Annotated in this window: 22 protein-coding genes; 14 read left to right on the top strand and 8 right to left on the bottom strand. The window is 66.5% G+C overall.

The window, feature by feature from the left end; all coding sequences use genetic code 11:
• Positions 1–7: 7 nt before the first annotated feature.
• From KBZ13_RS13635 to KBZ13_RS13620, 4 genes are read right to left on the bottom strand one after another with little or no spacing between them, the layout of a single operon-like run.
• Positions 8–1,201, bottom strand: coding sequence for an HlyD family efflux transporter periplasmic adaptor subunit (locus KBZ13_RS13635; RefSeq protein WP_255010030.1), 1,194 nt, complete (start codon positions 1,199–1,201; stop codon positions 8–10).
• A gap of 3 nt (positions 1,202–1,204) precedes the next feature.
• On the bottom strand, positions 1,205–4,186 hold the full coding sequence (locus KBZ13_RS13630) for a peptidase domain-containing ABC transporter (RefSeq protein ID WP_255010028.1): 2,982 nt from the start codon (positions 4,184–4,186) through the stop codon (positions 1,205–1,207).
• Positions 4,186–4,992: a peptidylprolyl isomerase gene (locus tag KBZ13_RS13625; protein ID WP_255010026.1), complete on the bottom strand. Its 807-nt coding sequence runs from the start codon at positions 4,990–4,992 to the stop codon at positions 4,186–4,188. The genes KBZ13_RS13630 and KBZ13_RS13625 overlap by 1 nt, the downstream gene beginning before the upstream one ends.
• Complete coding sequence (locus tag KBZ13_RS13620) at positions 4,989–5,924, bottom strand: tetratricopeptide repeat protein (RefSeq protein ID WP_255010024.1); 936 nt, start codon at positions 5,922–5,924, stop codon at positions 4,989–4,991. Before KBZ13_RS13620 ends, KBZ13_RS13625 begins: the two co-directional genes overlap by 4 nt.
• Positions 5,925–6,139: 215 nt before the next feature.
• Here KBZ13_RS13620 and KBZ13_RS13615 point away from each other — a divergent pair, with 215 nt between their 5' ends.
• The 5 genes from KBZ13_RS13615 to KBZ13_RS13595 all read left to right on the top strand — a co-directional run bounded on the left by KBZ13_RS13615 (position 6,140) and on the right by KBZ13_RS13595 (position 13,422).
• On the top strand, positions 6,140–8,878 hold the full coding sequence (locus KBZ13_RS13615) for a glycosyltransferase (RefSeq protein ID WP_255010021.1): 2,739 nt from the start codon (positions 6,140–6,142) through the stop codon (positions 8,876–8,878).
• A complete protein-coding gene (locus KBZ13_RS13610; protein ID WP_255010018.1) occupies positions 8,875–10,149 on the top strand; it encodes a hypothetical protein in 1,275 nt (424 codons plus the stop codon). The genes KBZ13_RS13615 and KBZ13_RS13610 overlap by 4 nt, the downstream gene beginning before the upstream one ends.
• A gap of 403 nt (positions 10,150–10,552) precedes the next feature.
• The gene (locus KBZ13_RS13605; protein ID WP_255010014.1) at positions 10,553–11,404 is read left to right on the top strand and encodes a calcium-binding protein; all 852 of its coding nucleotides are present in this window, start codon (positions 10,553–10,555) and stop codon (positions 11,402–11,404) included.
• 338 nt (positions 11,405–11,742) lie between these two features.
• Positions 11,743–12,495: a calcium-binding protein gene (locus tag KBZ13_RS13600; RefSeq protein ID WP_255010013.1), complete on the top strand. Its 753-nt coding sequence runs from the start codon at positions 11,743–11,745 to the stop codon at positions 12,493–12,495.
• Positions 12,496–12,549: 54 nt separating this feature from the next.
• The gene (locus tag KBZ13_RS13595; RefSeq protein ID WP_255010011.1) at positions 12,550–13,422 is read left to right on the top strand and encodes a Stf0 sulfotransferase family protein; all 873 of its coding nucleotides are present in this window, start codon (positions 12,550–12,552) and stop codon (positions 13,420–13,422) included.
• Here the strand turns inward: KBZ13_RS13595 and KBZ13_RS13590 are convergent.
• From KBZ13_RS13590 to KBZ13_RS13580, 3 genes are all read right to left on the bottom strand, one after another.
• On the bottom strand, positions 13,379–14,329 hold the full coding sequence (locus KBZ13_RS13590) for a glycosyltransferase family 2 protein (protein ID WP_255010008.1): 951 nt from the start codon (positions 14,327–14,329) through the stop codon (positions 13,379–13,381). The two genes, KBZ13_RS13595 and KBZ13_RS13590, sit on opposite strands and share 44 nt — an antisense overlap.
• A 90-nt stretch (positions 14,330–14,419) precedes the next feature.
• The gene (locus KBZ13_RS13585) at positions 14,420–14,797 is read right to left on the bottom strand and encodes a nucleotidyltransferase domain-containing protein (RefSeq protein ID WP_255010095.1); all 378 of its coding nucleotides are present in this window, start codon (positions 14,795–14,797) and stop codon (positions 14,420–14,422) included.
• Positions 14,760–14,885: a hypothetical protein gene (locus KBZ13_RS13580; RefSeq protein ID WP_255010006.1), complete on the bottom strand. Its 126-nt coding sequence runs from the start codon at positions 14,883–14,885 to the stop codon at positions 14,760–14,762. Before KBZ13_RS13580 ends, KBZ13_RS13585 begins: the two co-directional genes overlap by 38 nt.
• A gap of 89 nt (positions 14,886–14,974) precedes the next feature.
• Between KBZ13_RS13580 and KBZ13_RS13575 the strand changes: the two genes are divergently transcribed.
• The 6 genes from KBZ13_RS13575 to KBZ13_RS15660 all read left to right on the top strand — a co-directional run bounded on the left by KBZ13_RS13575 (position 14,975) and on the right by KBZ13_RS15660 (position 19,438).
• Entirely contained in the window at positions 14,975–15,376 is a 402-nt protein-coding gene (locus KBZ13_RS13575) for a nucleotidyltransferase domain-containing protein (RefSeq protein WP_255010005.1), read from the top strand.
• A gap of 19 nt (positions 15,377–15,395) precedes the next feature.
• Complete coding sequence (locus KBZ13_RS13570) at positions 15,396–15,740, top strand: HEPN domain-containing protein (protein ID WP_255010093.1); 345 nt, start codon at positions 15,396–15,398, stop codon at positions 15,738–15,740.
• Between the two features lie 474 nt (positions 15,741–16,214).
• Positions 16,215–16,460, top strand: coding sequence for an HI0074 family nucleotidyltransferase substrate-binding subunit (locus KBZ13_RS13565; protein ID WP_255010003.1), 246 nt, complete (start codon positions 16,215–16,217; stop codon positions 16,458–16,460).
• Entirely contained in the window at positions 16,457–16,768 is a 312-nt protein-coding gene (locus KBZ13_RS13560) for a nucleotidyltransferase domain-containing protein (protein ID WP_255010002.1), read from the top strand. Before KBZ13_RS13565 ends, KBZ13_RS13560 begins: the two co-directional genes overlap by 4 nt.
• Positions 16,769–16,829: 61 nt before the next feature.
• Positions 16,830–17,711 (top strand): class I SAM-dependent methyltransferase, encoded by an 882-nt coding sequence (locus KBZ13_RS13555; protein ID WP_255010000.1) that lies wholly within the window; start codon positions 16,830–16,832, stop codon positions 17,709–17,711.
• Positions 17,712–17,713: 2 nt separating this feature from the next.
• Positions 17,714–19,438: a glycosyltransferase family 2 protein gene (locus KBZ13_RS15660; protein WP_315859643.1), complete on the top strand. Its 1,725-nt coding sequence runs from the start codon at positions 17,714–17,716 to the stop codon at positions 19,436–19,438.
• Between the two features lie 3 nt (positions 19,439–19,441).
• Here the strand turns inward: KBZ13_RS15660 and KBZ13_RS13540 are convergent, their stop codons facing one another.
• Positions 19,442–19,840, bottom strand: a complete 399-nt coding sequence (locus tag KBZ13_RS13540; RefSeq protein WP_255009997.1) for a hypothetical protein — start codon at positions 19,838–19,840, stop codon at positions 19,442–19,444.
• Positions 19,841–20,107: 267 nt separating this feature from the next.
• On the opposite strand from KBZ13_RS13540, the gene KBZ13_RS13535 reads away from it, so the two are divergent.
• From KBZ13_RS13535 to KBZ13_RS13525, 3 genes are all read left to right on the top strand, one after another.
• A complete protein-coding gene (locus KBZ13_RS13535; RefSeq protein WP_255009995.1) occupies positions 20,108–20,326 on the top strand; it encodes an AbrB/MazE/SpoVT family DNA-binding domain-containing protein in 219 nt (72 codons plus the stop codon).
• Positions 20,323–20,673 (top strand): type II toxin-antitoxin system PemK/MazF family toxin, encoded by a 351-nt coding sequence (locus tag KBZ13_RS13530; protein ID WP_255009993.1) that lies wholly within the window; start codon positions 20,323–20,325, stop codon positions 20,671–20,673. The genes KBZ13_RS13535 and KBZ13_RS13530 overlap by 4 nt, the downstream gene beginning before the upstream one ends.
• Positions 20,674–20,975: 302 nt before the next feature.
• Positions 20,976–22,616: a sulfotransferase family protein gene (locus tag KBZ13_RS13525; RefSeq protein ID WP_255009991.1), complete on the top strand. Its 1,641-nt coding sequence runs from the start codon at positions 20,976–20,978 to the stop codon at positions 22,614–22,616.
• Positions 22,617–22,648: the final 32 nt, after the last annotated feature.

Below are 22,648 nucleotides of genomic sequence, written 5' to 3'. Positions count from 1 at the left end.
CGGGGCCTCAGCGGATCGTGCGAACGGCGTCGGTGTTGCGCAGGACGGAGCTCATGAACAGATCGAGCACGGTGCGCTTCTCCAGGCGCAGGTCGGCGGTGAGGGCCATGCCGGCCTGGAGGGGGTAGCGCTTGCCGGCCGATTCAACGTATTGACGGGCGATCTTGAGATCGATGGGGAAGCGGGTGAATTTGTAGGTGGCATCGGGGGGCAGGGCATCGGTGCCGATCGTGGTCACGGTGCCACCGATGGTTCCGTACTTGCTGCGGTCGTAGGCGGCCAAGGCGATGTCGGCCGTTTGCCCAGGCCGCACGAAGGCCAGATCCTGATTCGCCACGAAGGCTTCGGCCCGCAGGCTGTCGCTGGGCACCAGCTGCAGCAGCACCTCGTTGGCACCCACCACGAGGCTGCCCTTGGCCTTGAGATTGAGGATCGTGCCGGCCACGGGGGCGCGCAGCACCACCCGCTGGAGCCGTTCGGTGTTCTCGACGGTGTTGGCCTGGTTGTCGGCCCGGGAGCGGGCCAGCTCCGCCTGGCGCTGGGAGGATTCGGCCCGCAGCTTGATGCGCTCGTCGGCGTTCTGGCGCAGCTGGGCCTCCAGCTGGGCTTCGGTTTTCTCGTAGTCGAGCAGCTGGAAGCGCGAGGCCGCCCCCTGGCGTTCAAGGGCGCGCAGGGACTCGAGCTGCTGGCGGTTGATGGCGATCTGGCTCTGGAGCCCGATCTCGGTGGAATCCAGCTGGGCCAGGGCCCCCTGCAGGCGGCTCACCTCCGCCTGGCTGCTGGTGGTGAGTTGGGTGCGCTGGGTGGAGAGGGCCTGCTGGCGCCCCTTGAGGATGGTGGTGTCGAGGGTGACCAGGGGCGCATCCTTCTCGACAAGCTGCCCTTCCTTCACCAGCACAGCGGTCACCACGCCGGGCTGATCCGGTTTGATGTCCTGGGTGGAGCGCTTGGTTTTCAAGGTGCCCTGCACCGTGACGATCTGATCCACCTTGACGAAGGCGGCCGCCCCCACGGCGGTGATCACCAGCACCGCCACCGAGCCGCCGAGCACCATCGGGAACAGGGGGGTGGGGCGGCTTTCCAGGCGCAGGTCCATGGGCCGCGCCAGGCTGGTGCGATCGGCGCCCCGGTTGGAAAGGGCCTGGGATTGGGGCTTGGTGCGCCTGGTGAAGGGGTTCCAGCGCCGCGGTTCGTTGGCCATCGCTCAGGTTGCTCCGCGGCTGCTGGTCTGTTGGGCGTAGAGGGTGGCGTAGGCGCCGCCGGCACGGACCAGGTCCGCATGGCTGCCATCTTCGATGATGTGACCCTTTTCCATGTAGATGATCCGATCGGCGTTCACCAAGGTGGTGAGCCTGTGGGTGATGAACAGCACCGTGGTGGATTGGAAGGTGTGGGAGAGGTTGCTGCACACCTGCTGCTCGGTGTCGGCGTCGAGGGCGGAGGTGGCCTCATCGAGAATCAGGAAGGAGGGATCCTGGAGGACAGTGCGGGCCAGGCAGATGCGCTGGCGCTGGCCGCCGCTGAGGCCTGAGCCCCGCTCCCCGAGGGGGGTGGCGTAGCCATTGGCCAGCTCGAGGATGAACTCGTGGGCGGCGGCCACCTTGGCGGCGGCGATCACGGCCTCCATGTCGGCGTCGGGGTTGTTGAGGCGAATGTTGTCGAGCACGGTGCCTCCGAAGAGCAGGCTCTCCTGGGGCACGTAGCCAATGCGGCGGCGCAGGCTGGCGAGCTGCACCTTCTCGATGTCGTAGCCATCGAGGTAGATGTGGCCGCCCTTGGGGTTGTAGAGGCGATCGATCATCTGCACCAGGGTGCTCTTGCCGCTGCCGCTGAGGCCCACGATGCCCACAAGCTGGCCGGCTTCGATGTGCAGATCGAGCTCATCGAGCAGCAGCGGGCCGCGGTCGCCGTAGCGAAAACTCACCCCCTCAAAGCGGAGCTCACCGCGGATGGGCGGCAGGGGCAGGGCTTGGAGATCCTCCTCGCCCACCTCGGGGATGGCGTTCATCACATCACCGATGCAGCCCAGGGAGTTGCGCATCTCCTGGAAGGCCTGCCAGAGCGAGGAGAGCTTGATCAGGGGTGAGACCAGCTGGCCGGAAAGCAGGCGCACGGCGATCAGGGCGCCGATGCTGAGCTGGTTGGCCAGGATCAGGTTCGCCCCGACCACGAACGTGGTGATCTCGATCAGATGGCTCACAAGCTTGGCGGTTTCGCCCGTGAGGCTGCTGAGCTGGGTGATGCGGAAGCGGGCGTTGGTGTAGCGGCGGTAGCGATCCAGCCATTCCCAGCGCGCCTCCACCTCGAAGTTCTGGCTCTTGACGGTGCGCATGCCGCCCAGAACTTCGACGAGATAGGAACCCGCCGAAGAGGCATACATCGTGCTCTGGTTGATCAGGCGCAGCAGCACCGGCGTGGTGGTGAGATTGAGCACGGCCAGGATCGGCACCATCACCAGGATGATCAACGTGAGGGTGGGGTTGATGGCAAGCAACACCACCAGGAAGACCACGCTGAAGGCCACATCGAGGCCCACGCCGAGCAATTGGTCGACCAGGAACTGCCGGATCTGGTAAAGCTGATTGATGTTGTAGTAGATGGCGCCCACCGAACGACGCTCGAAGTAGGGCAGCGGCAAGCGCAACAGATGTTCGACCACGGTGGAGCCGAGGCGCACATCGACCCGATCGGAGAGATCGGCGGTGATCAGGGCGCGCACACCACCGAGCAAGGAAGCGGCGACGGCCGCCACCACCAAAATGAGGGTTAGGGGCACCAGCAACGACTGGTTGTTCTTGCTGACCACCTCATTGAGCAGCAACAGCACTCCCAGCGGAAACACCGCTTCGAGCATCTTGGCCACGAAGCCCGTGAGCAGCGTGAGCGAGAGCAGGTTGGGGTAGCGCAGGAAGGCGGGCAGGAACCAGCCCAGGCCGAACTCGGTGCTCTCGCGCTCCAGGCGCCCCTGGCGGATCACGAGCAGATCGAGACCTTCGGGGAAGCGCTGCTCCAGCTGGCGCAGCCCATAGCGGCGCAGGCCGAAGCGCGGATCACCGATCAACACGCCGCCGCCGCTGGCGGCCAGCATCAACACCAGGGCCCCGTCGATGTCGAGCATCGCCGGGGGCTCCATGCGCGCCAGGTCCCAGGGGCGAGCGCGCAGGGGGCGGGTCTCGAAGCCCAGGGCCTCCAGTTGCAGGCCCACCTGGGGCAACTTGAGGGCTCCGAGGCGCTCCTCCACATCGAGGAGGTTGCGGCGCACCAGATCTTCGGAAAAGGAGATCCGGCGGGAGGCGGTGAGGTGGAGGATGCAGGCCAGGGCCTGGTCCACGCGGCTGCTGGCGGCCCCAGCCCTGGCACTGAAGCTGATGTCCGGATCGCTGGCGGCCTGGTGGTCGGGCTGATCCTCGACAGGCTCCGCCTCCAACGGGGTGCCCACCAGCGAGGTGCTGCGGCGCACGGTGAGGGCCGCAGCACCGGTGGTGTCGGGCTCCACATCGGCGGGCAGGGGGGCCGCCAGGGCCCCCTCGGGCACCGCCAGCACCCGCGGCGGCAGGCCATCGATGGGCTGGCGCCACTGGCTTGATTCCGGTGCCAGGCGCTCACCCGTCTGCAGGCCGCCGGGCTGACCGGGACCGCTGTAGATGATCAGATGGCCCTCGGGGAGCTGCTCCTCGGGGCTGAGCAAGCGGCTTTCCCGCTGCAGCTGACGCAGGCGCGGCAGGGGGTCCTGCTGCTGCAGGCCCTGCTGCTCCCAATGGGCGGCCATGAGCACGGCCACCTCCTCGAAGCTGGGGCTGGAAAGGGCGGCGCGCAGGGTGGGCTCCTGCTGCAGGGCCGCCCGGGCCACGGCGGCGGGGATCAGCACCAGGGCGCTGGGCTTGGAGGCGGTGAGGGTCACCTCCGGTTCGGCGCGCCAGATGGCGCTCCAGCTCACCCAGTCGCCGGGCTCGACGAAGCCCAGGTTCCAGGGGGCGGCGCCGGGCTTGGAGAGCAGCCGGCGCAGGCGGCCCTCCAGCAGCAGGGCGACCCCGGGGGGCAGCTGGCCGGCCCGCTGAAAGGGCTGGCCCATGGGCAGCTGCACGATGCGCGACTGCTCGGCCAAGGCGGCGATGAACGGCCCGGGGCAGCCCTGAAGAAGGGGCGTGCGCGCAAGGATCTGGGCGAGGCTGTTGGAGCTCGTCATCAGGCCACCACCTCCGCCGTGATCACCTCAGGGCTGGCCCAAGCGGCCTCCAACAGGCGCTGGCGCAAGCGCAGCAGCTGTTGGCTGAGCCACTGGCTGCGCAGGCGAATCAACAGCTGATCCTGCAGGGGGCCATCGAGCTGGGCGGGTTGGAGGGATTCGACCCGCATCAGGTGAACGCGACCATTGACATCGAGGGGAGGAATCAGCACACCGGGCTTGTAGCGGCGCACCACCTTGGCCAGCAGGGGATTGAGTTGCTGCACGCGGATCGGGCCGATGATGCCGCGGTTGGTGCGGTCGAGCCCCTGGGCGTAGTTCTCCACCAATTCCGGGAAGCTCAGCTCACCCTCCTGCATCTGAAAGAACAGCTCAGTGGCCAGGTCGGCGTCGTCGATGCGCACCACGCTCATCACCACTTGGTCGAAGTCGGCGCGGTGTTGCAGAAACAATGAGGCCACCTCCGAGGCCCAAAGGGTCTCGCTGGCCCGCTGGAGCCTGGCCTCGAAGCCCACCAGGCGCTCCAGCTGATCCAGGCCAAGGCCACGGCTCTGGCGCCAGTCATCGAGCTCCTCCAACGAGGCCAGGCCCTGGCGTTTGCCGTAAGCCAGCAGGGCCTCACTGGGATCGTCAGCGCGGTCGGAATCCGGTCCGCCCAATTGATCGCAGAGGGCTTCCAGCATCTGGCGCTGCAGGTAGGCCTCCAGCAGTTCTGCGGCGGCCAGGGAACGAATCAGATCTGCGTTGGGGAGGGGAAGGTTATCGCTGAGGGATTGAACGGCCGGGGGCAGGTTCTGCTCGCTCATGGGGCTTGGGTCGCCGCTCCAGGGTTGGCCAGCAGATCGCGGTAGACCATGGCCGCCTGCTGGAAGTCGCCACGGCGCTCGAGCAATTGCGCCAGGCGCCGGATCAGCTCCGGACCGGCCCCACGGCCGCGCAGGTACTGCAGCAACTCGATCGCCGATTGGTCATCGCCCATCTCTTCGAGGGTCTGTGAGGCGGAGGCCAGACTCTCGGGGCGGAGGTGATCGGGCTTGATGCGGAAGATGCGCAGCGCCAACTGGGCGGCATCCATCGGTCGCCCCAGCTGCTGGTTCGCCAGGGTGAGGTTGGTGAGGGCCGCCAGGGCCTCAGAGGAGTTGGGATCGGTGAGCTCGATGGCACGGGAGAGCAGTTGCACCGCCTCCTCCGGGCGACCGGTGGTGAGGCAGAGGCCGCCAAGATTCACCAGGGAGCGGTAATGGCGGGGATTAATGGTCACGGTTTCGCGGAACCAGCGCTCGGCCTCGTCGCGGCGATCCTGCAGCAGGGTGGCCAGCCCCAGCAGGTTGGTGAGGTCTTCATGGCGCTGGCCCTGACCCAGCATCCCCAAAAGCTGCTGTTCGACCTCGACGGCCGTGGCTGTGCTCAGCCGTTCCTTGAGGGGCCTCAGCAGCTGGTCCATGGACACCGGCGCGGGGGGGGCGCCGCGGAACGGGACAGGGGCCACGGCGTTGGGAGCCTGAGCCGATCGCGCCGGGGGCAGCACGGGCTGCGCGAACACACCCGACGGCGCAGCGGCGCCGAACAGCGCCCGCAAGCCCACGTAGGCCTGGCGGTAGACCGCTCCGGCCAGATCGCCGGAGCCCTGGTGCGCCAGCAGCTCGGCGTAGGCGAAGTAACGCTCGGCCTGCTGCAACACCTGGGCCGGATCGGCCGGCGGTGGAGGCGCGGGGGCGGCAAAACCAGCCGGTGGCATCCCCTGGGGTTGATAGGTGGGGGCGGAAGAAGGGGCGGAAGCAGGTGCTGCCGAAGCACCGGGGCCCCCCTGGCCGCCCAGCCAATGGATCAGGGCCCTGCGCAGACTGGGCCTCGTCGGTTGGGAAGGTTGGGGTTGCCAGGGGGGAGTGGTTCCGTATCCCATGCTCAAGCGGCCACCATGGCTCAGTGGGCCCAATGATTGCACGGGTTTCCGTGGTGGTTCCGTTCCGGAACGCGGCCCCCTGGCTGTCCGCCACCCTGGCGTCCCTGGCCGATCAACGGGGGGTGAGTTACGAGCTTGTGGCCGTGGATGACGGCTCCAGCGACGGCTCGGCCGAGGTGCTGCGGCGCTGTTGGCAGCAGCTGGGCCAGCAGGCCCCGCTGCGCCTGCTGCGGATGGAGGGAGCCGGCAGTGTTTCGGCGGCGCGCAACGCCGGCTGGCAGGCGGCAACGGCCCCGCTCGTGGCCTTCCTCGATGGCGATGACCTCTGCCTCGGGCAGCGGCTGGCGGCCCAGGCGCAGCGGCTGGAACGCCAGCCGGAGCTGGGGCAGGTGCTCTGTGGCTGGAACCGCTTCAGCGAGGAAGCCGCCGGCCCTGACGATGGGGCCAACAGCGGCAGCGGGTTCCACACCGTGAAGCCCTGGCTGGAGGGGGCCGGCTTCGATCCGGAGGCGGCCTTTCGCCACAAGGCGGTGCTGCCAAGCGCCTGGATGCTGCGCCGCAGTGCCCTTGAGCAGGTGGGGGGGTTCGATCCCGGCCTGCGCCATGCCGAGGACGTGGACCTGCTGCTGCGGCTGGCCCTGGCCGGGGTGCGCGGGGCCTGGGTGGAGGAGGTGTTGTGCGGCTACCGGGTGCATCCGGGCGGGGCCAGTCGCCGGCTGCGCCCCCAGAGCGAAGCGCTGTTGTGGGTGCTGGGGCAGCGGCTGAAGGAGCTGCCCCTTGGTCACCCCCTGGCGGAACGACAGGCGGAGCTCTTGCTGGGGGCGCGGTCGTGGTCGGCCTGGAAGGCCTGGAGCGAAGGCGACGACGCGCTAGCCCAGGAGCTCTGGCGCACGGCCTGGGGCGCCAGCCCCCAGGGACCGGCGCGCACCTGGCTGCACCTGGCCCAGGCGGTGGAAAAGGGAAGCCAGCGGGAGGGCCAAGCGTTCAGCTCCGCCACCCTGCTGGCCCATCCGGCCTGGCAGAGCTTGGAATCGCATGTGGCGGGCTACCTGCGGGGCCGTGACCGCCAGCCGTTTCCCGAACCATCCCCCACCGCCTTGGCCACGGCAGCGGCCAACCAGCAACGGGGCTGGAGCCTGCTGGCCTTCGGCTACGCCAGGGCCGGCCTGGCCCTCTGGCAGCGGCAACTGGGCGCTGAGCTAGCTGTGTTGGATGGGGCGCCCTGGGGGCCACAGCTCCTGGCGAACGCCTGGCGCTCGCAAAGCGATGCGGTCTCCCCTGTCCGTTGCCAGGGGCTGGACTGGTGCGCGGCACTGCTGGCCTGGGACGGTGGGCAGGACGGTGTGGACGCCCTGGTGGACGCCCTGGTGGAGCTGCTGGCGGCCTGGGCAGGGCTCTGCTGGGGCCAGAGCGGCGACAGCGCCATCGCCCGGCTGGAGCAGGCCTTCGCCCTGCGGCCCGATCCCCGCCTGCTACGGGCCCTGGCACGGCTGCACCGCCCCCATGCGGCCACCGGGGCGCTGGCGCTCGAACAACTCGCCGACCGTTTGGAGGAGAGCCACCCGCCGGGCCCGGCAGCGTTCCCCGCTTCAGTCCTCGACGGGCTGAGTGATCGGCCCGAACCCCTGGCGGTCAGTCGGCGCTGCCGCGGGCCCAACTGCCTGGACTGCGGCCTCGCCAGCCTGGGGGCCTGGGAGCGGCAGCCGCTGGCCCCCGGCTGCGAGCTCTGGATCCCGCCCTTCACCGATCCCCTTGCCGCCCTTGGGGCCGACAGCGGCGCTTCTCCCACCTGCCTGCCCGGCGGACGGGCCTGGCTGCGGCCGCCCCTCGCCAACCCCTGGGGCTCCAGCGGAGCGGTGGTGGTGGCGGATCGGGACGGAAACCGGCGCGCCGACCTCTGCCGCCGCTACCCCCAGGCCTGGCCGGCCTGCGCCGAGGCGGCCTGGGCTCCGGCGGCCGAACTGGAGGCAGCTGCGGAACCCGAGCCCGGCGGCGAACCGCTGGAACTGGCTGGCAGCGTGCTGGCGGTGGCGGATCTTTCGGCCGAGATCCACTACCACTGGCTCCTGGAGCAGCTGCCGCGGCTGGGGCTGGCCCTGGAGGCCCTTGATCCCGCGGAGCGGGCGGAACTGCACATCTGGCACAACGGCGGCAACGACCCCCAGCGCCTGGGCGTGCTCAGCACGCTGCTGGGCCTGGATCCCGCCCAGCTGATCGACGCCCGAGTCCATCCCCATATCCGGGCGGAACGGCTCCTGGTGCCTGCCTACGCCGGTCGCTTTGGCTGGCCTTCGGCGCAGGCCCAGCACTGGCTGCGCCAACGGCTGCTGCCGGGCGATCAGGGGCCAGCTGGTCGGCGGCGGCTGTGGCTGGGGCGGGGTGCCTCGGCCAGGCGGCCGGTATGGGGCGAAGCGGCCCTGCTGGAGCACCTTGAGCAGCTGGGGCTGGCGCTGGAGCCGATCGACCTGGGGGCGCTCAGCCTGCAGGAGCAGGCGGCCGCCCTTGCCGAGAGCGAACTGGTGGTGGCCCCCCACGGCGGCGCCCTGGCCAGCCTGGTGTTCGCTCGGCCGGGAACACGGGTATTGGAACTGCACCAACCCCGTTACGCCCCGCCCTATTTCCATGGGATCGTGCAGTTCCAGTCGTTGCGGTATGCCCGCTGCGTCCAATCCGCCGAGACGCCGCACCTCTACCGGGAATTGGTGTTTGAAGGCCCTCTGGTGGAACCCATCCAGCTCGATCCCCTCCGTTGCGCCGAAGCCTTGAGTGCCCTGCTGAGCACGCCATGAGCGCCCTGACCACCGACCGTGACCTGTTGGACCGACTGGCCGCTGCGGCTTTAGCCGGCGAGCCCGACCCCGCCGACTGCGAGGTGCTGGCCGAGCGGCTGGTGGCGGTGGGAGCCACGGCCGCCGCCGCCCGCTGGCGCACCTGGGGCCTGCTGCCCCCGGTCGCCGATCAACTGCTTGAGGGCATCGGCGAGGCCACGCTCCAATTGCTCGAAGGGGGCGAACGCCCGACCGCGCCGCCGCCGCGGTCGGAAACATGGAAAGGGCTGCAGCAACGGCTCGATGAGGGGGCCCACCCCGCCGAGCTGGAGGGCTGGGTGCGCCGGCTACGGGAGGAGCCCTCACCCGGCAAGCAATCCCTGATGGAGCTGAGCCAGCGGCTGCTGGCGGCCCAGGCCCCGCGGGCGGCCCTGGCGGCCCTCGATCCCCTGATGCGCGAGGCCCTGGAGGATCCCTTGCTCGCCACGCGTCTGGCCCAGGTGCAACGGGCCTGTGGCAACGCCCACCAGGGTGAACTCTGGAGCCGACTGAGCCTTAAGGCCCAACCCGACCAGCCGCTGATGTGGTTCCAGCTGGCAAGGCTGCTGCTGGACCAAGGGGCCCTCGATGAGGCCCTGGAATGCGCTGAAGCCGGCTTGGGCTACGCGGCCTCCCACCCCTGGGGCCTCAAGCTGCGCGCCAACGCCCTGGCGGCCAGCCGCGGCTGGACCACCTACGAACGCCTGAGGGAACTCGGAGCCCTGCCCGACGACGCGGCCTTCCTGGATTCCCTGGATCGGGAAAGGCTGCGCCTGCAGCGGCGGGCGAGCCTGGGACGCCGCTGGCCCGAGCCCCCAGCGCTCGATGCGCGGCTTCGGTTGCGCAACCTGCTGAAAACGGTCGAGGCCGGGGTGGTGTTGATCCAGGGGCGCCATGGCGAGGCCCTGCGCTGGCTGCTCGAAGCCGGGGCCTGGACGACGCCGCCTGAGGTCATCCCCGTGGCCAGCCGTGATCCATTCCGGGTGGCCGAAGCGCTCGGTGCCGCGGGCTTCTCGGTGCAAGCTGAACGGCCTTTGCGGCGCCTGAGCGAGCTGGAGCGCATCGATCTGACCGTGATCGAGCGCCCGGCAGGCCGCCACCTGCCACTCCTGCTGCGCTCGGCACTGCTGGGCTCGTCACTGAGGGGCGCAGGCCTGGTGCTGGCGCCCGTGGGCCTGATCCAACTGCCAGGCCGCTCGCTGGGGCGCTTCAGCGGCTGGGAGCTGTTCGCGCGAGCCACCGAATCGACCTGAGCGGAGGCGCTTCGAGGCCCTGTTGCCGTCGTAAAAAATACATTTTCAAAACGAATCACCCCCCCTCTTGCGCCTGGAGGACCCCCATCAGCAACCCCTGACATTCACGCCAAGGCGCTTGTGAACCAGATCTCAAGAGGATCAAGGCGCCATTCGGACCCCCTCCCCCAGCGAGGAGCAGCCCCAAACCCCTCTCCAGGACTGGATTTTCGACCTACTGAGCACCAGCACCAAAGCACTCCCGCGCCAAGTGGACGAATTTGAGATTGTCCCCACGACATCAGCAATCCCGTGCATTCCCTGGCTATTTCAGAGAATTTACTGAACAATGCGAGGGGGAGGCCTTGAAACCTAAGTTGCCCGTGGTAAGGTTGCACCAACAAATTGCTCTCGAACATTAAATATGTCAGAACCCACTCTCCCTTCATCACCAGTATTTACCGATCCCACAGCTGTAGCAGATGTTCCTGCGGGCTCAGATGTCAATGCGGTCGATGCCACCACTGCCCCCGTTCAGCTGACCGGCAGCAGCCAGACCTTCACTACAACCAATGCGGCACCAGGACAGACAGCCAACGTCGTTGTTTCCGGCCTGAACAATACCCTGAACCTCGGCACTGGGGCCGCCAACGTTGCTGTTATCGGTGACGGTGCCATCGTTGAATCCGTCCAGCTTTTGGATTCGGCCGGTGTGCCGATTCCTGATGCCGGCAAAGCGATCACCCTCGGCGATCCCACCGTTCCTTACAACGGCGGTGTCGTTGACACGACTGCCGCAGTCTCGGGCGATTCCATTGGCTCGACCGAGACTGTGGCCCAATCAGCCGGTGGCCAAGCACCTTCGGGTGGCGGTGGCTTTGCTTACTACGTCCACGGTGGCACAGGCAACGACTCGATCATCGGCTCCAGCCAGAACGACTACATTCGTGGCGGCGCTGGAGACGATTCGATCAGCTCTGGTGGCGGCAACGATCTGGTTCGTGGCGGTGCGGGCAGCGACAGCATCTTCACTGGACTCGGCATCGACACCCTTTACTACACGGCTGACCAAATCGGCGCCTCAACCGATATCTGGCAGGACTTCACCTCTGGAGTTGACAAACTCACCTTCGACGCCGGAATTACGGCCACGATCAGCTCTGACGGTCTGTCCGTTGTTCTTTCCATCGTTGCCAGTGGTGCCACAACAACGGTCACCAGTCAGTCGGGGCTGTTCGCAGCAACAGATCTTCAACAGGTCAACTTCATCGGCTAAGCCTGCACAGCCCACCAATCAAGCAACGGCCTCCCCTGGAGGCCTTTTTTTTGCCTTGAACGGCCCATTCGAATCGGGATTCACCCAGCTCAGGGCCCGCGGCGGCGGCCGAACGTCAAGCTTCCTTTGGCTCGGTGAACCAACGAATCTGAGGGTTCCATGAAAAAAGGAGAAACCCGTAGCACCCGACACGAGAGCCTTCACAACGCTCCAGTTAGCTGGGCTTCTGGGGTAAGTCAAGAACCCAGGTTCGGCGCATGTCAGCAAATCAAAACTTAACTCGCTTGACTTCGCAGGCCGATCTCCTTTAGCTTATCGCTACCCATCGCTGCAGCCCGATGTCAGAACCGCTTCTTCCACCCATTAATTGGGGCGACTACAGCGACCCCAACCTCCTCTTTGGCACCAACAAGTCCGATCTGCTGAGCGGCACCACGGATAGCGATCTGATCACGGCCAAGAAGGGCAGCGATCTGGTCAACGGCGGCCAAGGCAACGACTTCATTCTCGCTGGCAAGGGCCATGACCTTGTCGATGGCGGCGCTGGCAACGACCTGATCTTCGGTGGTTCCGGCAATGACCTGATCAACGGAGGTGACGGCAACGACATCCTGCTGGGCGAATCCGGCAACGATCTGATCAGTGGCGGCGACGGCGACGACTGGATCAGTGGCGGCAAGGGTAATGACTCGATCGAAGGCGGTGCGGGCAACGACACCATCTACGGCGGCGCTGGCAACGACAAAATCTTTGGTGGTGACGGCAACGACAAGATCTTCGGCGGTTCTGGCAAGGACACGATCGATGCCGGAGCAGGCAACGACTGGGTGCTGGCAGGGAAGGGCAGCGATCTGATCACCCTGGGAACCGGCAACGACACCCTCTTCTTCAGTGCTCACTCCTTCGTTGGGGGCAAAGACACCGTCACCGACTTCACCAGTGGTGTCGACAAGATTGTTGTCGACAAGGGGATCAGCGCCTCGATCACCAACGGTGGTCAGTCGATCATCTTCACGGCAGCCCACGCCACAACCACGCTGATCAGTGGCAAGGATCTGTTCCAGACCACCGACATCAACTTCATCGTCTGAGCCTTTGGCACAATCGGCTCACGTCACGGCCACCCGTTCGCGGGTGGCTTTTTGATGAACGACGGCAATGGAATCGAGCGGGAGCCGCTGCGGGAGCTGGAGCTGCTGTCGCCCTGGTTCGATGCCTCCTCCCCCACCCAAGCGACGGTGGCTGCGATCGAGGAACCCAAGCGTCTGCTGGTGGTGGTGGCGCCCCCGCGTTCCGGCTCCTTCCACCTCTGCCGGTTGCTGTGGCCACTGGGCTACGGCAGGCCCACCGAATACCTCAACCCCAACCCGCTCTACCGCTCGATCCTCGGACGCTTCGGTCAGGTGGGCTCCCGGGCCTGGCTCCAAACCCTGGTGAAGGAGCGCTCGGCCCGCTCAAGCTTCACGGGCACGCCGTTTTTCGCTTTGAAACTGCAGGCCCAGCAGGGACGTGGGTCGCTCAAGCAGGTGCTGCGCAGACACTTCCCCTCACCGCTTGAGGCCCTTGGCCTGCGGCCAGAGCCAGCGCTGGTGGTGCGGCTGCGGCGCCGGGATCAAGTGGCGGCCATGGCCTCGCTGCACTTTTCCCGTTGCACGGGCGCCTTCGATCTGGGGCTGGTGACCACCCACCAGGGGCTGCCGATCGGCCAACTGCTCGAGCGGAGCGCCATCGCCCAGACCATGGCCGAGTATCAGGCCCATCTCAGCTGGCTGGAGCAGGGGACAAGGGAGATCGCTCCGGTGCACAGCCTCGATCTGGAAGACCTGGTGAGCGACCAGGCCGGCACGCTGCTGGCGCTGGTGCAAGCGCTGGAGCCTGAGGCCAGCCCCAGCCACCAACATCCGCACCTGGGGGTGCGCCTGCGCCGCGAGGCCTCGGCCTACGTGGCCGAGCGCCGGGACTGGATCGAGCGCATCAGTGCGGTGGTGCGGCTGCAGGAAGGCGGGGCAGATCGCTGATCGACAGCCAGCGCAACAGGCGTGGAAGCCAGGCGGCGGGCACGGCCGAGGCCACGGCGGCCCCATGGCGGCCGATCAGCCGCCGCAGCCAGCCGCGCAGCAGGGCGCGGCGCCGTTCCAGGAGCACAGCCGGCGGCAGACGGTGCAAGACAGAGGCGGAGGCCTCAAGCCTGGCGGCGGGGGCGGCGGGGCTGAAGCGCGTGAGCGCCGCCATGGTGCGGTTGGCCTCCAAGTGGGCCTGCTGGCGTAGCACCTGCCAGCGCCGGGCCCAGGTCCTGAGCCAGGGGGAGGTGGGTTCTGGATGCTGCTCCGGTGCCCCCAGGCGCAGGGCCACCCCATGGGGCAGGCTGCTCACCCCCGCCGGGGCCAGGTGGGCCAAGGTGGCTCCGGGGCGCAGGAACAGCCGCTCGAACAAGTCGATGTCATCGAAACCCCAACCCAACAGGTAGGGGTTAAAACCACCAACGTCGACCAAGGCGAGCCGTTCGACGGCGAACAGCCCCAGGTCGTCGAGATTGGCCGCGCCCTTGGGGCCCTCCAGACCCATCAGCCCCCCGGGCAGCTGACGGATCTGCAGGGTGGCGGCCGCCGGATCGAAGCCCGCAAAAAACGGCTCCTCCAGAAGGGCATCGGCATCGGCCTTGAGGATCCAGGGATGACGGGCCTGCCCAAAGCCGTGGTTGTAGGCCCGGCTCAGCCACCACTGCTGCTCCCCCTCCACCCGCAGCAGGCGCAGGCGGGCATCGGCGGGCAGATCGGCCGCCGTGATCGGCGGATCCGAAGACCAATCGACGATCAGATGCTCAGCATGGGTGCCATGGCGGCTGATCGAGGCGGCCGTGCGGCGCAGCTGGGCGCTGCGGTCGCGGGCGGCGGTGACGATGGTGTACGGAGACGGCAAAGCCACGTTGCTCGAACGACTTCATGATCCAGCTCCGACGGAGACGCATCAACTCCCTCTGCCGGCATTGACTGCTGGCCGATTTGCAGGGCTGAATCAGATCGCCTCGGAGGCGAGCGCCGGCGGCCACAGCCAGCGGGCGTCGCGTTGCAGCTCAAGGGCAAACCGGGATCCCTCTGCCAGCAGGTCGGCATGCTCGCGGGGGGTGAGCACGAGGGCATCGCAGCTCAGGGGCAGCTGCTCCAGGGGCCAGCCCCGCAGACGCTCGTGCTGGGGGCCGCTGGCGGCCGCATCGATCAGCAGCAGGTCGAGGTCGCTGCCCACACCGGCGCTGCCCCGGCCGTAGCTGCCAAACACCGCGACCCGCTGCAGGGAGGGAATGGAAGCGGCCTGCTCAGCGGCCCAGCCTTCCACCTGGCGCAGGATCTCCTCGGGCTCAGGCCAGCGCAGCACGGATTGCGTCAAGGAGCGCACGGGCATGGCGAAGGGCGTCGTCGCTTTGCAAGCGACCGAAATGGTCGGTGGGGGCCCCATCGGGAAGGCCATCGGCGGAACGGTTCATGGGGCCATTGTGGAGCGTCTAAGTGGTGCGTTGAAGTGGTGCGCCAAGGCAGCGCCGCTAGCTTGTGAACAGATCGGGCGCTCAAACCAATGGTGGCCGCCGCTGGCACGCTTCCCTGGGCAGCCCCCCGGCCGTTGCCCGCCGATCTGGATCTTGGCCCCGGGCTCGATCCCGATCGACTGCTGCAGGCCCTCCAGCGCCTGGCCCTGGCCCCCGGGGTGCTGGCGCTGGTGGCGTTTGGCTCGCGCGGCAGGGGCGATGCCTGGCCGGATTCCGATCTCGATCTCGCCGTGATCTGCCGCGAGGGAACACTGACTTCCTCAACGAAGGCGGAGCGGTGGTACGCCTACCGCCAGACCCTCGGGCCGCTGGGCTGTGGCGTTGATCTGGTGGTGGTCGGATTTGAGGATGCTGGCCGCCTCGCCGGCTCCCGCTGGCATGTGCTCGGCGATGTGGCCCGGGAGGGCCAGGTGCTTTATGTCTCCGGCTGAGGATGCTGCCTTGCTGCTGATGCTGGTGCGGCGTCACCTGCTGACCCTGAGCTTTGGCCTTGATCCAAGTTGCCCGGCTGAAGACTGGGGCTTCACGGCCCAGCAGGCTGTGGAGAAACTGCTGAAGACCCTGATCGTGCTCCGCGACCAGCGTCCGCCCCGGAGCCACGAACTGGCGGATCTGGCCGCCTTGGCGGAGCTGGCCCTCGATCCATTACTGCTCAAGCTGCAACCTTTCGCCGTGGAGGCGCGCTACGAGGAGGGCCCGTTCGCCTTACCGGCGGAGCGGACCGTGCTGATGGGGCGCCTCGAAGCTCTGCTGGCCCACTGCGAAGCCGCCGTGGCCCGCGCGGCGCGGCCCTGAGGCCATGGCGCAGGCTCAAGGCCAGGACCTCAAAACCCTGATGGGCCAGCAGGGCGGGCCGTTCCTCGATCCGAGTCCGCCAGCCACCAGAGCAGCGCATGGGTGTCGTGCAGCAGGGCACGGCTCAAGAAGGCTCAAGTAGCACCCCCTGACGCCGTTGGATGGCGGCCTGCTCAAGGGGCATCTCACCTGGATGGGCCGCATCCATCCATAGGGAGAAGTTGGTTTTGGACACGTGGACATTCACGGTGCGCTTAGGCCTCGTCAAGAATTCATCAAAATCAGTCCATCCCTGGACCAACGATAAGGAATAATCTGGCAACAGAGATCTCTAGGGCTTCCATCCAGGCCAATCCATGGTCGAACAAGATGTGCGCTGGCAGCAGCGCTACTCCAATTTCTGCCGGGCCCTAGAGCAGCTTGAATCGTTCTTCGAGCCGCCCGAGCTCAACGAACGGGAGCCTCAGGGATCTGTTGCGCAGCGAAGGCAATGCCGATCTACTTGGCTCCAGAGACACGCTGCGGGAAGCCTTCCGGCTTGGGCTGATCGGCGATGGGGAGGCCTGGATGTTGATGATTCAAGACCGCAACATCACGAGACATACCTACAACAGCAGCACCGCATTGGAGATCATCGGTCACATCCAAGGCTCCTACCTCCTTAGCTATCAGCAGCTGAGGGAGCGGCTCAAGCTCCGTCTTAAGGAAGCCCCCCCATGACCCTGATTCCTGGCTTGCCCGCAGCGGCGGAAGAGAAGCTGCTGGATGTGCTCCGCAACCAGCCAAGCGTGGATCAGGTGTGGCTGTATGGCTCAAGAGCGATGGAACGGCACCAACCTGGATCGGATGTGGATCTCTGCCTGGCCGGTGAATCGATCAGCCATGGCGATCTGCTCAGGGTGATGGACCGGGTAGAGGATTTGCTGCTGCCCTGGAGGGTGGATCTCGCTCTGCAGCGGGAGCTACCCGCCGATCTGCTGGCTCACATTGAACGGGTGGGGCGCTGCCTCTGGAGGCGGCAGGGTTGACTCCATGGACATCCCTCGCGCCTGAGCCCCGTTAAAGTGGACGGGCATAGCTCAGGAATTGATGGCACAGGCTCCTGAGCGCTCGACCCTGATGCCCAGCGAGGGGGTGCTGAGCCTGCATGAACTCCATCGCACCTACGCCAGCTTTGCGGAATTCCAGCCGAATCTGATGAGCCTCCTGCAGCAGGGGGGGCTGATCGAGGATTGCATCCAGGTGACCCAAGCCCTGGGGATCCTGGAGCCCTTGAGCGGTGAACACATCCCGCCGGAAGCGATCACAATCCAGGGCCCCAATTACCGGGAATCGCTGATCGCCAACGGGCTCCTGAGCCGCAACCGGGCTGTGCTGCGCGTACTGGAGCAGAGCTACGGTTCGCTGGAGGCTCTGGGCCAGTTGGATGTGTACCTGGTGGAGGCTCTCACCGGCTTTGCCCTCTGGATGAGACGCCACCTGGGGGATGAACATCTCACCTGCAGTGAGTTCCTCAACGACGCCGAAAACAACTTCGCTGACATCCACAACGAAGACCTCTGCGCCCTGAGTTATTCGGATGCCAGCTTCGATCTAATCCTTTGCAATGAACTGTTTGAGCATGTCAGGGATCTTGATCTGGCCTTCCGAGAGATGGCCCGGGTGTTGCGACCCGGCGGGCGGCTGATCGCCACCTGCCCCATGGCCTTTGGCCAGCAGGATTCGATTGTCAAGGCCCGCTTCAATGAGGCGAGCGGCCACGACGAACTGCTTACCGAGGCCGAGTTCCATGGAGATCCGATCCGACCCGAGGCTGGATCGCTGGTCTACCGCATCCCGGGCTGGGATTTAATCGATCAACTCCAAACGGCCGGATTCAGTGATGTCGTGATGCACCACCTGGCCAGCTGGAAACATGGAATTCTCGGTTCGGATCTGCCGGGGGTGCTGGTGATCGAAGCGCAGCGCTAGCGGTGGCCCGCGACCCGCTGGCCTGGCAACCGCTGCTGCGCCACTGGACCCACTGCATCGGAGAAGGCGGTGCAGCCGTGGCCGATCTGGGCCGCCTTGAGCACGTTGCCGATCTGGATCTGGCGGCCCTGCTGCCGGGTGGACCGGGCTGGGCCGATGCCCAGCGCTGCATGGCCCACGATCCGGAAGGGGCCTTCCGAGCGCTGTATTACGGCCTGGCCCTGCGGGGATTGGAGGCACTCCCTCCACCGGCAGATCTGGTGCCGGCAGACAGCGCAGAGCCCCCGGCCATCAGTGTGCTGATTCCTGTGCATAACCACTGGCCGATCACGCTGAATGGCCTCCGCAGCCTTGTGGTGGCGGCCAACACCACGCGCTTTGAGGTGATCGTGGCCGATGACGCCTCCAGCGATGCCACCACCCAGCTGGGGCGGCAACTGCCCTGGCTACGGATCTGGCGCAGCGAGCGGAACCAGGGCTTTCTCGACACCTGCAACGCAGCCGCCCAACAGGCCCGTGGCGAGGTGCTGCTGTTGCTGAACAACGACACGCTGGTGGGCGATCACGCCCTGGATCGGCTGATGGAGAGCTTCCAGCGCCATCCGGAAGCCGGGGTTGTGGGGGCTGCCTTCTGGGGAGCCGATGGCCTGCCTCAGGAGGTGGGGGGGATCGTGTGGGCGAGCGGCCAGGTGTGGAACCACGGCCGGGGCTTCGGGCCAGAGCAGTGGTTTGCCCTGGCCGATGAGCGTCAGACGGATTATGTGAGCGGCTGTGGGCTAGCGATCCGCCGCCGCCTCTGGAACGAGCTGGGCGGTTTCGATCAGCGCTACCGACCGGCCTACTGCGAAGACACCGACCTGTGCCTGCGGGCCTCGGAGGCCGGCCAGGCAGTGCTGGTGCAACCGCAGGCGAGGATCCTGCACCTGGAAGGGCTGAGCCATTCACGCCAAGCGGAACAAGGCCTCAAAAAGCACCAGACCCGCAACCTGGAGCAACTGAAGCAACGCTGGCAACAGCAACTGGATACGCAGCACCCCCCAGCGGGCCTGCCTTGGCTGCTGGCGGCAGATGTGGCATTGCGGGGGCGACCGCTGGCGTTGCTGCTGCAGCCCAATGCAGAGGCGATCGCCATCTGCCAACAACGGGGCTGGGCGCCGCTGGTGCTGGAGCCCCAGTGGCCGCTGGATTGGTTGGTGGCGCATCTGGTGGGGCCGCTGCTGAACGCGATCGCGCTGGTGGGGGAGCCGCCGGCGGGGGCGGCCCTCCCGCCGGGGTGGTTGCAGGTGGCGGAGGCCAGCCAGTTGCCGCAGCGACCGCTGGGCGAGATGCCCCGGTTGCCGGCGCTGCCGGGTTGGGATCGGGAGGATCTGCGGGTGTTGGCCAGCAGCAGCGGCCTGCATGCCGATGGCTGGCTGGAAACACCCTGCCGGCTGGTGCTGGAGCTGCTGGGGGAGGCGCGACAGGCTGAAGTCTTGCGCCTGCAGCTGTTTTTGCCAGAGGAGGGCTTGCTGGAGTCAGAAGCTGCCGTGCAGGTGCAGCTGGAGCCCGGAGGGGAGCCACAGCAGCTGGCTCTGCGGCCAGGCCTGAATGGTTGGGATCTGCAGCTAGGGATGGATCCGGCGCCCTGGCTGCTGCTCAGCATCGGTGGCCGGCCCCTGGTGAAGCCTGCGAACCCGCAAGATCAGCGAGAGCTGTTGGCGGTGCTGAATGATCTGTCGGTGAGCTGACGGTTATGACGCCAGTTCTGTGGCTATGTAGGCGAGGAATCGCCGGTAGAGGGAGTTGGGTTCGAGGAGGAAAAGAGCTCCTGCTCGAAGCGCGCGATTCTGGCGTTGCTCTCTTTCAGCAGCGCGTTCTCTTGCCTCAACCTCTCGGTTTCTTGCTCGATGTCGTAGACGGGTCGCCAGTTCAACGTCGCCAAACACCGCCGCCACAGCGGCAACGTGGAGACCCACTCCGATCTTGTCATTGATGGCGAGGGCGCCGAAATGGGGGAGATCGCCATAGGAGTCGTTGGTGAAAGACGGGATCAGGATCAGCAGGACAGCCGCGATCAGCGTCGCAAGGGCCTGGCGATCGAGGAGGGGCTGCTGCGCCGATAGTGATGCCGCAGATGCGCTTTCAATCAATTTAGCGACCCCAAGCCAAGCCCGATGAGCCGATAGCACGCCAGTACCATCAATCGCGCTTCCGTGTTTCCACGGGTGCTGGCGCGGGGGTGATGGGAGCCCACCCACTGGAGAGTCAGGATGCCTGGCCCTGGCTGGGCTACGGGAAGGGCCTGGGTTGCCGCAGGCGACTCCTTACCGTAAGGACGCCTTGCCCGTAGGATGCAAGGGGTTGCGACTGGTCAAGGTGTGGCAAAGATAGGGGGGGCAACCGGGCGATCTGTGGAGGTGGCCACGCTCACGGCCAAGGGCCAGGTGACCGTGCCCAAGGCCGTGAGAGAGGCCCTTGGGCTGCGGCAGGGTGATCAACTGAGCTGGATGCTGGAGGATGGCTCGGTGCGGGTGCGGGCGATCGCTCCGTTGGATCTGGCCTACCTGCGGGGGCTGGAGGACAATCTGCAGGAATGGTGCAGCGCGGCAGACGATGAGTGCTTTGGCGAGCTGTGATATCGATCGAACGCCATGGCGTGTTGCTGGTGCCCTTCCCGTTCACAGACCGCACATCTCAGAAACGACGGCCCGCAGTTGTCCTTTCGGATCCGAGCTTTCAACGCTCCACGGGCCATCTGTTGCTGGCCATGGTCACTTCGGCGAAACAATCACAGTGGCCTCTCGACTGGCCGATCAACGATCTTGAGGCGGCTGGCCTGCCCCAGCCCTGCCTAGTGCGGTTCAAGCTTTTCAGCCTGGATGAACGCTTCATCCTCAAGAGACTCGGCGCCTTGTCGACAGCCGACGGCAATGGTGTGACGACGCAGATGGGCGCCCTTCTGGGCTGGACAACGCAGCGCTGAGGCAGCGCTCTCCGATCCTGAGCTTGTGCCGCTGTGCACCGGCAGGGTGCGTCCGTGTCGCTGCTCCGCGGCCAGAACACATCATCAAAGCGGTGGATCACCGCTGCTGCTTCGCATGAGCCTTGCGGCTATGAGCTCCGGTGCCTCAAAGCGGCAAATCGCATCCCCAAGACAAATCACGGCTTAGTACGAAAATACTATTTAGGCAGCAAGCGTATTTCCGATGCGCCTGCAGGTTGGCCACCACAAGCTCAGCAGAGCCAATGCCTTTAGGCTGTTGCAACACAGCAGAGAAGCTGGCGATGACGCGGGACGCCTTCCAGCGCGGGAACTGGCAGGCGGTGATTGAAGCCCACCCACTGGAGAGTCCCGATGCTGGGGCCTGGCTGCGCTACGGGCAGGCCTTGCTGCACACAATGGAGCCGGGGCCGGAGCAGGGCAAACAGCAGCAGCAGGCTGCGTTGGCGTTTCTGCAGGCGCAGAAGCGGGGGGCCAGTGGCGGTGCCCTGGTCGCTGCCAAACGCCAGGTGGTGATGGTGAGCCTCAGGGAAGCCCTGGCGCTGGCTGGCCTGGCAGAAACCGCTGCGCGATTGGATCTGAGCCACTTTGCAGCCAATGGCGGGATGCCTCTGCCGGGGGCTGACGGGCCCCGCCGGCTGCTGTTAGTGCTTGGGATGCATCGCTCCGGCACGTCGGCGCTTGCGGGTCTGCTAGGGCAGGCGGGTTTTGTCGCCCCGGCCAACCCGGATCCTGGGGATGTCAACAACCCAACCGGGTTTTGGGAACCGCGCCATGTTCGCCGCTTTCATGATGGGTTGATCGCCTCCTGTGAGAGCAGCTGGGAGGATCCGCTGCTGCCGCTACTGTCCTGGCTGCCAGATCCGATCGAGCCTGCGATCGATAAGCTGGAGGAGGCGTTGGCTGAGGATTTCGCCGGCATCCCCGCCGATGGGGTGGCCGTGGTGAAGGATCCCCGCCAATGCAGGCTGATGCCGCTGTGGAGCGAGCTGTTGCAGCGCCGTGCCCTGGTGGTGCAGGTGCTGCTGGTGGTGCGGCGGCCGGAAGCCGTGGCGGCGTCTTTGTGGCGAAGGGATCAGTTGCCGCTGGATCGGGCCCTGTTGCTGTGGGTTAGCCACACCCTCGAGGCGGAACTGCACAGCCGTGAGCAGCCACGGCTGGTGGTGAGCTACGAGGCCCTGTTGAAGGATCCGGCGGCTGTGGTGAGCAGCTGCCAGCGATTGGCAGGATTGCCAGAGCAACCACTATTGGCTGGGCTGCAGGGCGCCTGGATCCGGCCAGAGCTCAACCACGCCAACAAGCCGCTGGATGTGGCTGCGGACGTGGGAACCCGGGGCCTGCTGCAGTTGGCTACTGCTGTGTATCGGGCGCTAAGCGATGGGTCGATGGATGCTATGGAAAGGCAGGAGCTGCTGGATCGGGCCAGGCTGGAGCTGCAGGAGCGGATGCAGGCGCTACTACGTCTGGGATCGCAGCGGGCGATGCTGCAATTGTTCTGGGAGCCGAGGGCCGGCGGTGGCTTCTGCGAAGAGCATTCCCAAAGGCGCGCGGTGGTGATGGAGCGCAGCAAAGCTGAGGTGGTGTTTGTGCTGCCGAACACAGCGGCCCAACCCAAGGCTCTGCGGCTGGATCTGGCCGAGCAGCCTGGCTTGATCAGCTTGCAACAGCTGGAGCTGCGCGACATAGCAGGGAAGAGCCTCTGGCAATGGGGTGTTGGAGCTGCTGATCTACCGGGGCATGGTGCTAATCCCCATACCCGGGTGCTAGCTGAGGGGCTGGTGCTTGCTGGGGATGGTGATCCAGGGCTGCTGCTGGCGATCCCAGCCGAGAGCCTGGAGCGATTGGGCTCAGGCAGTTCTTTGCGGGTTGTGGCTCGCTGGCAGGCGTTGCCAGTAGAAGTGGCGCGACAGGTGCTGGAGATGTAGGGGCACTCAGAATTTTCAAGCTAACCTTGCTT

The organism is Cyanobium sp. ATX 6F1, assembly GCF_024346315.1.
In the GTDB taxonomy this organism is placed as follows: domain Bacteria; phylum Cyanobacteriota; class Cyanobacteriia; order PCC-6307; family Cyanobiaceae; genus ATX-6F1.
Note: the sequence above shows the minus strand (reverse complement) of the source record. Positions and strands in the feature narration are given on the sequence as shown.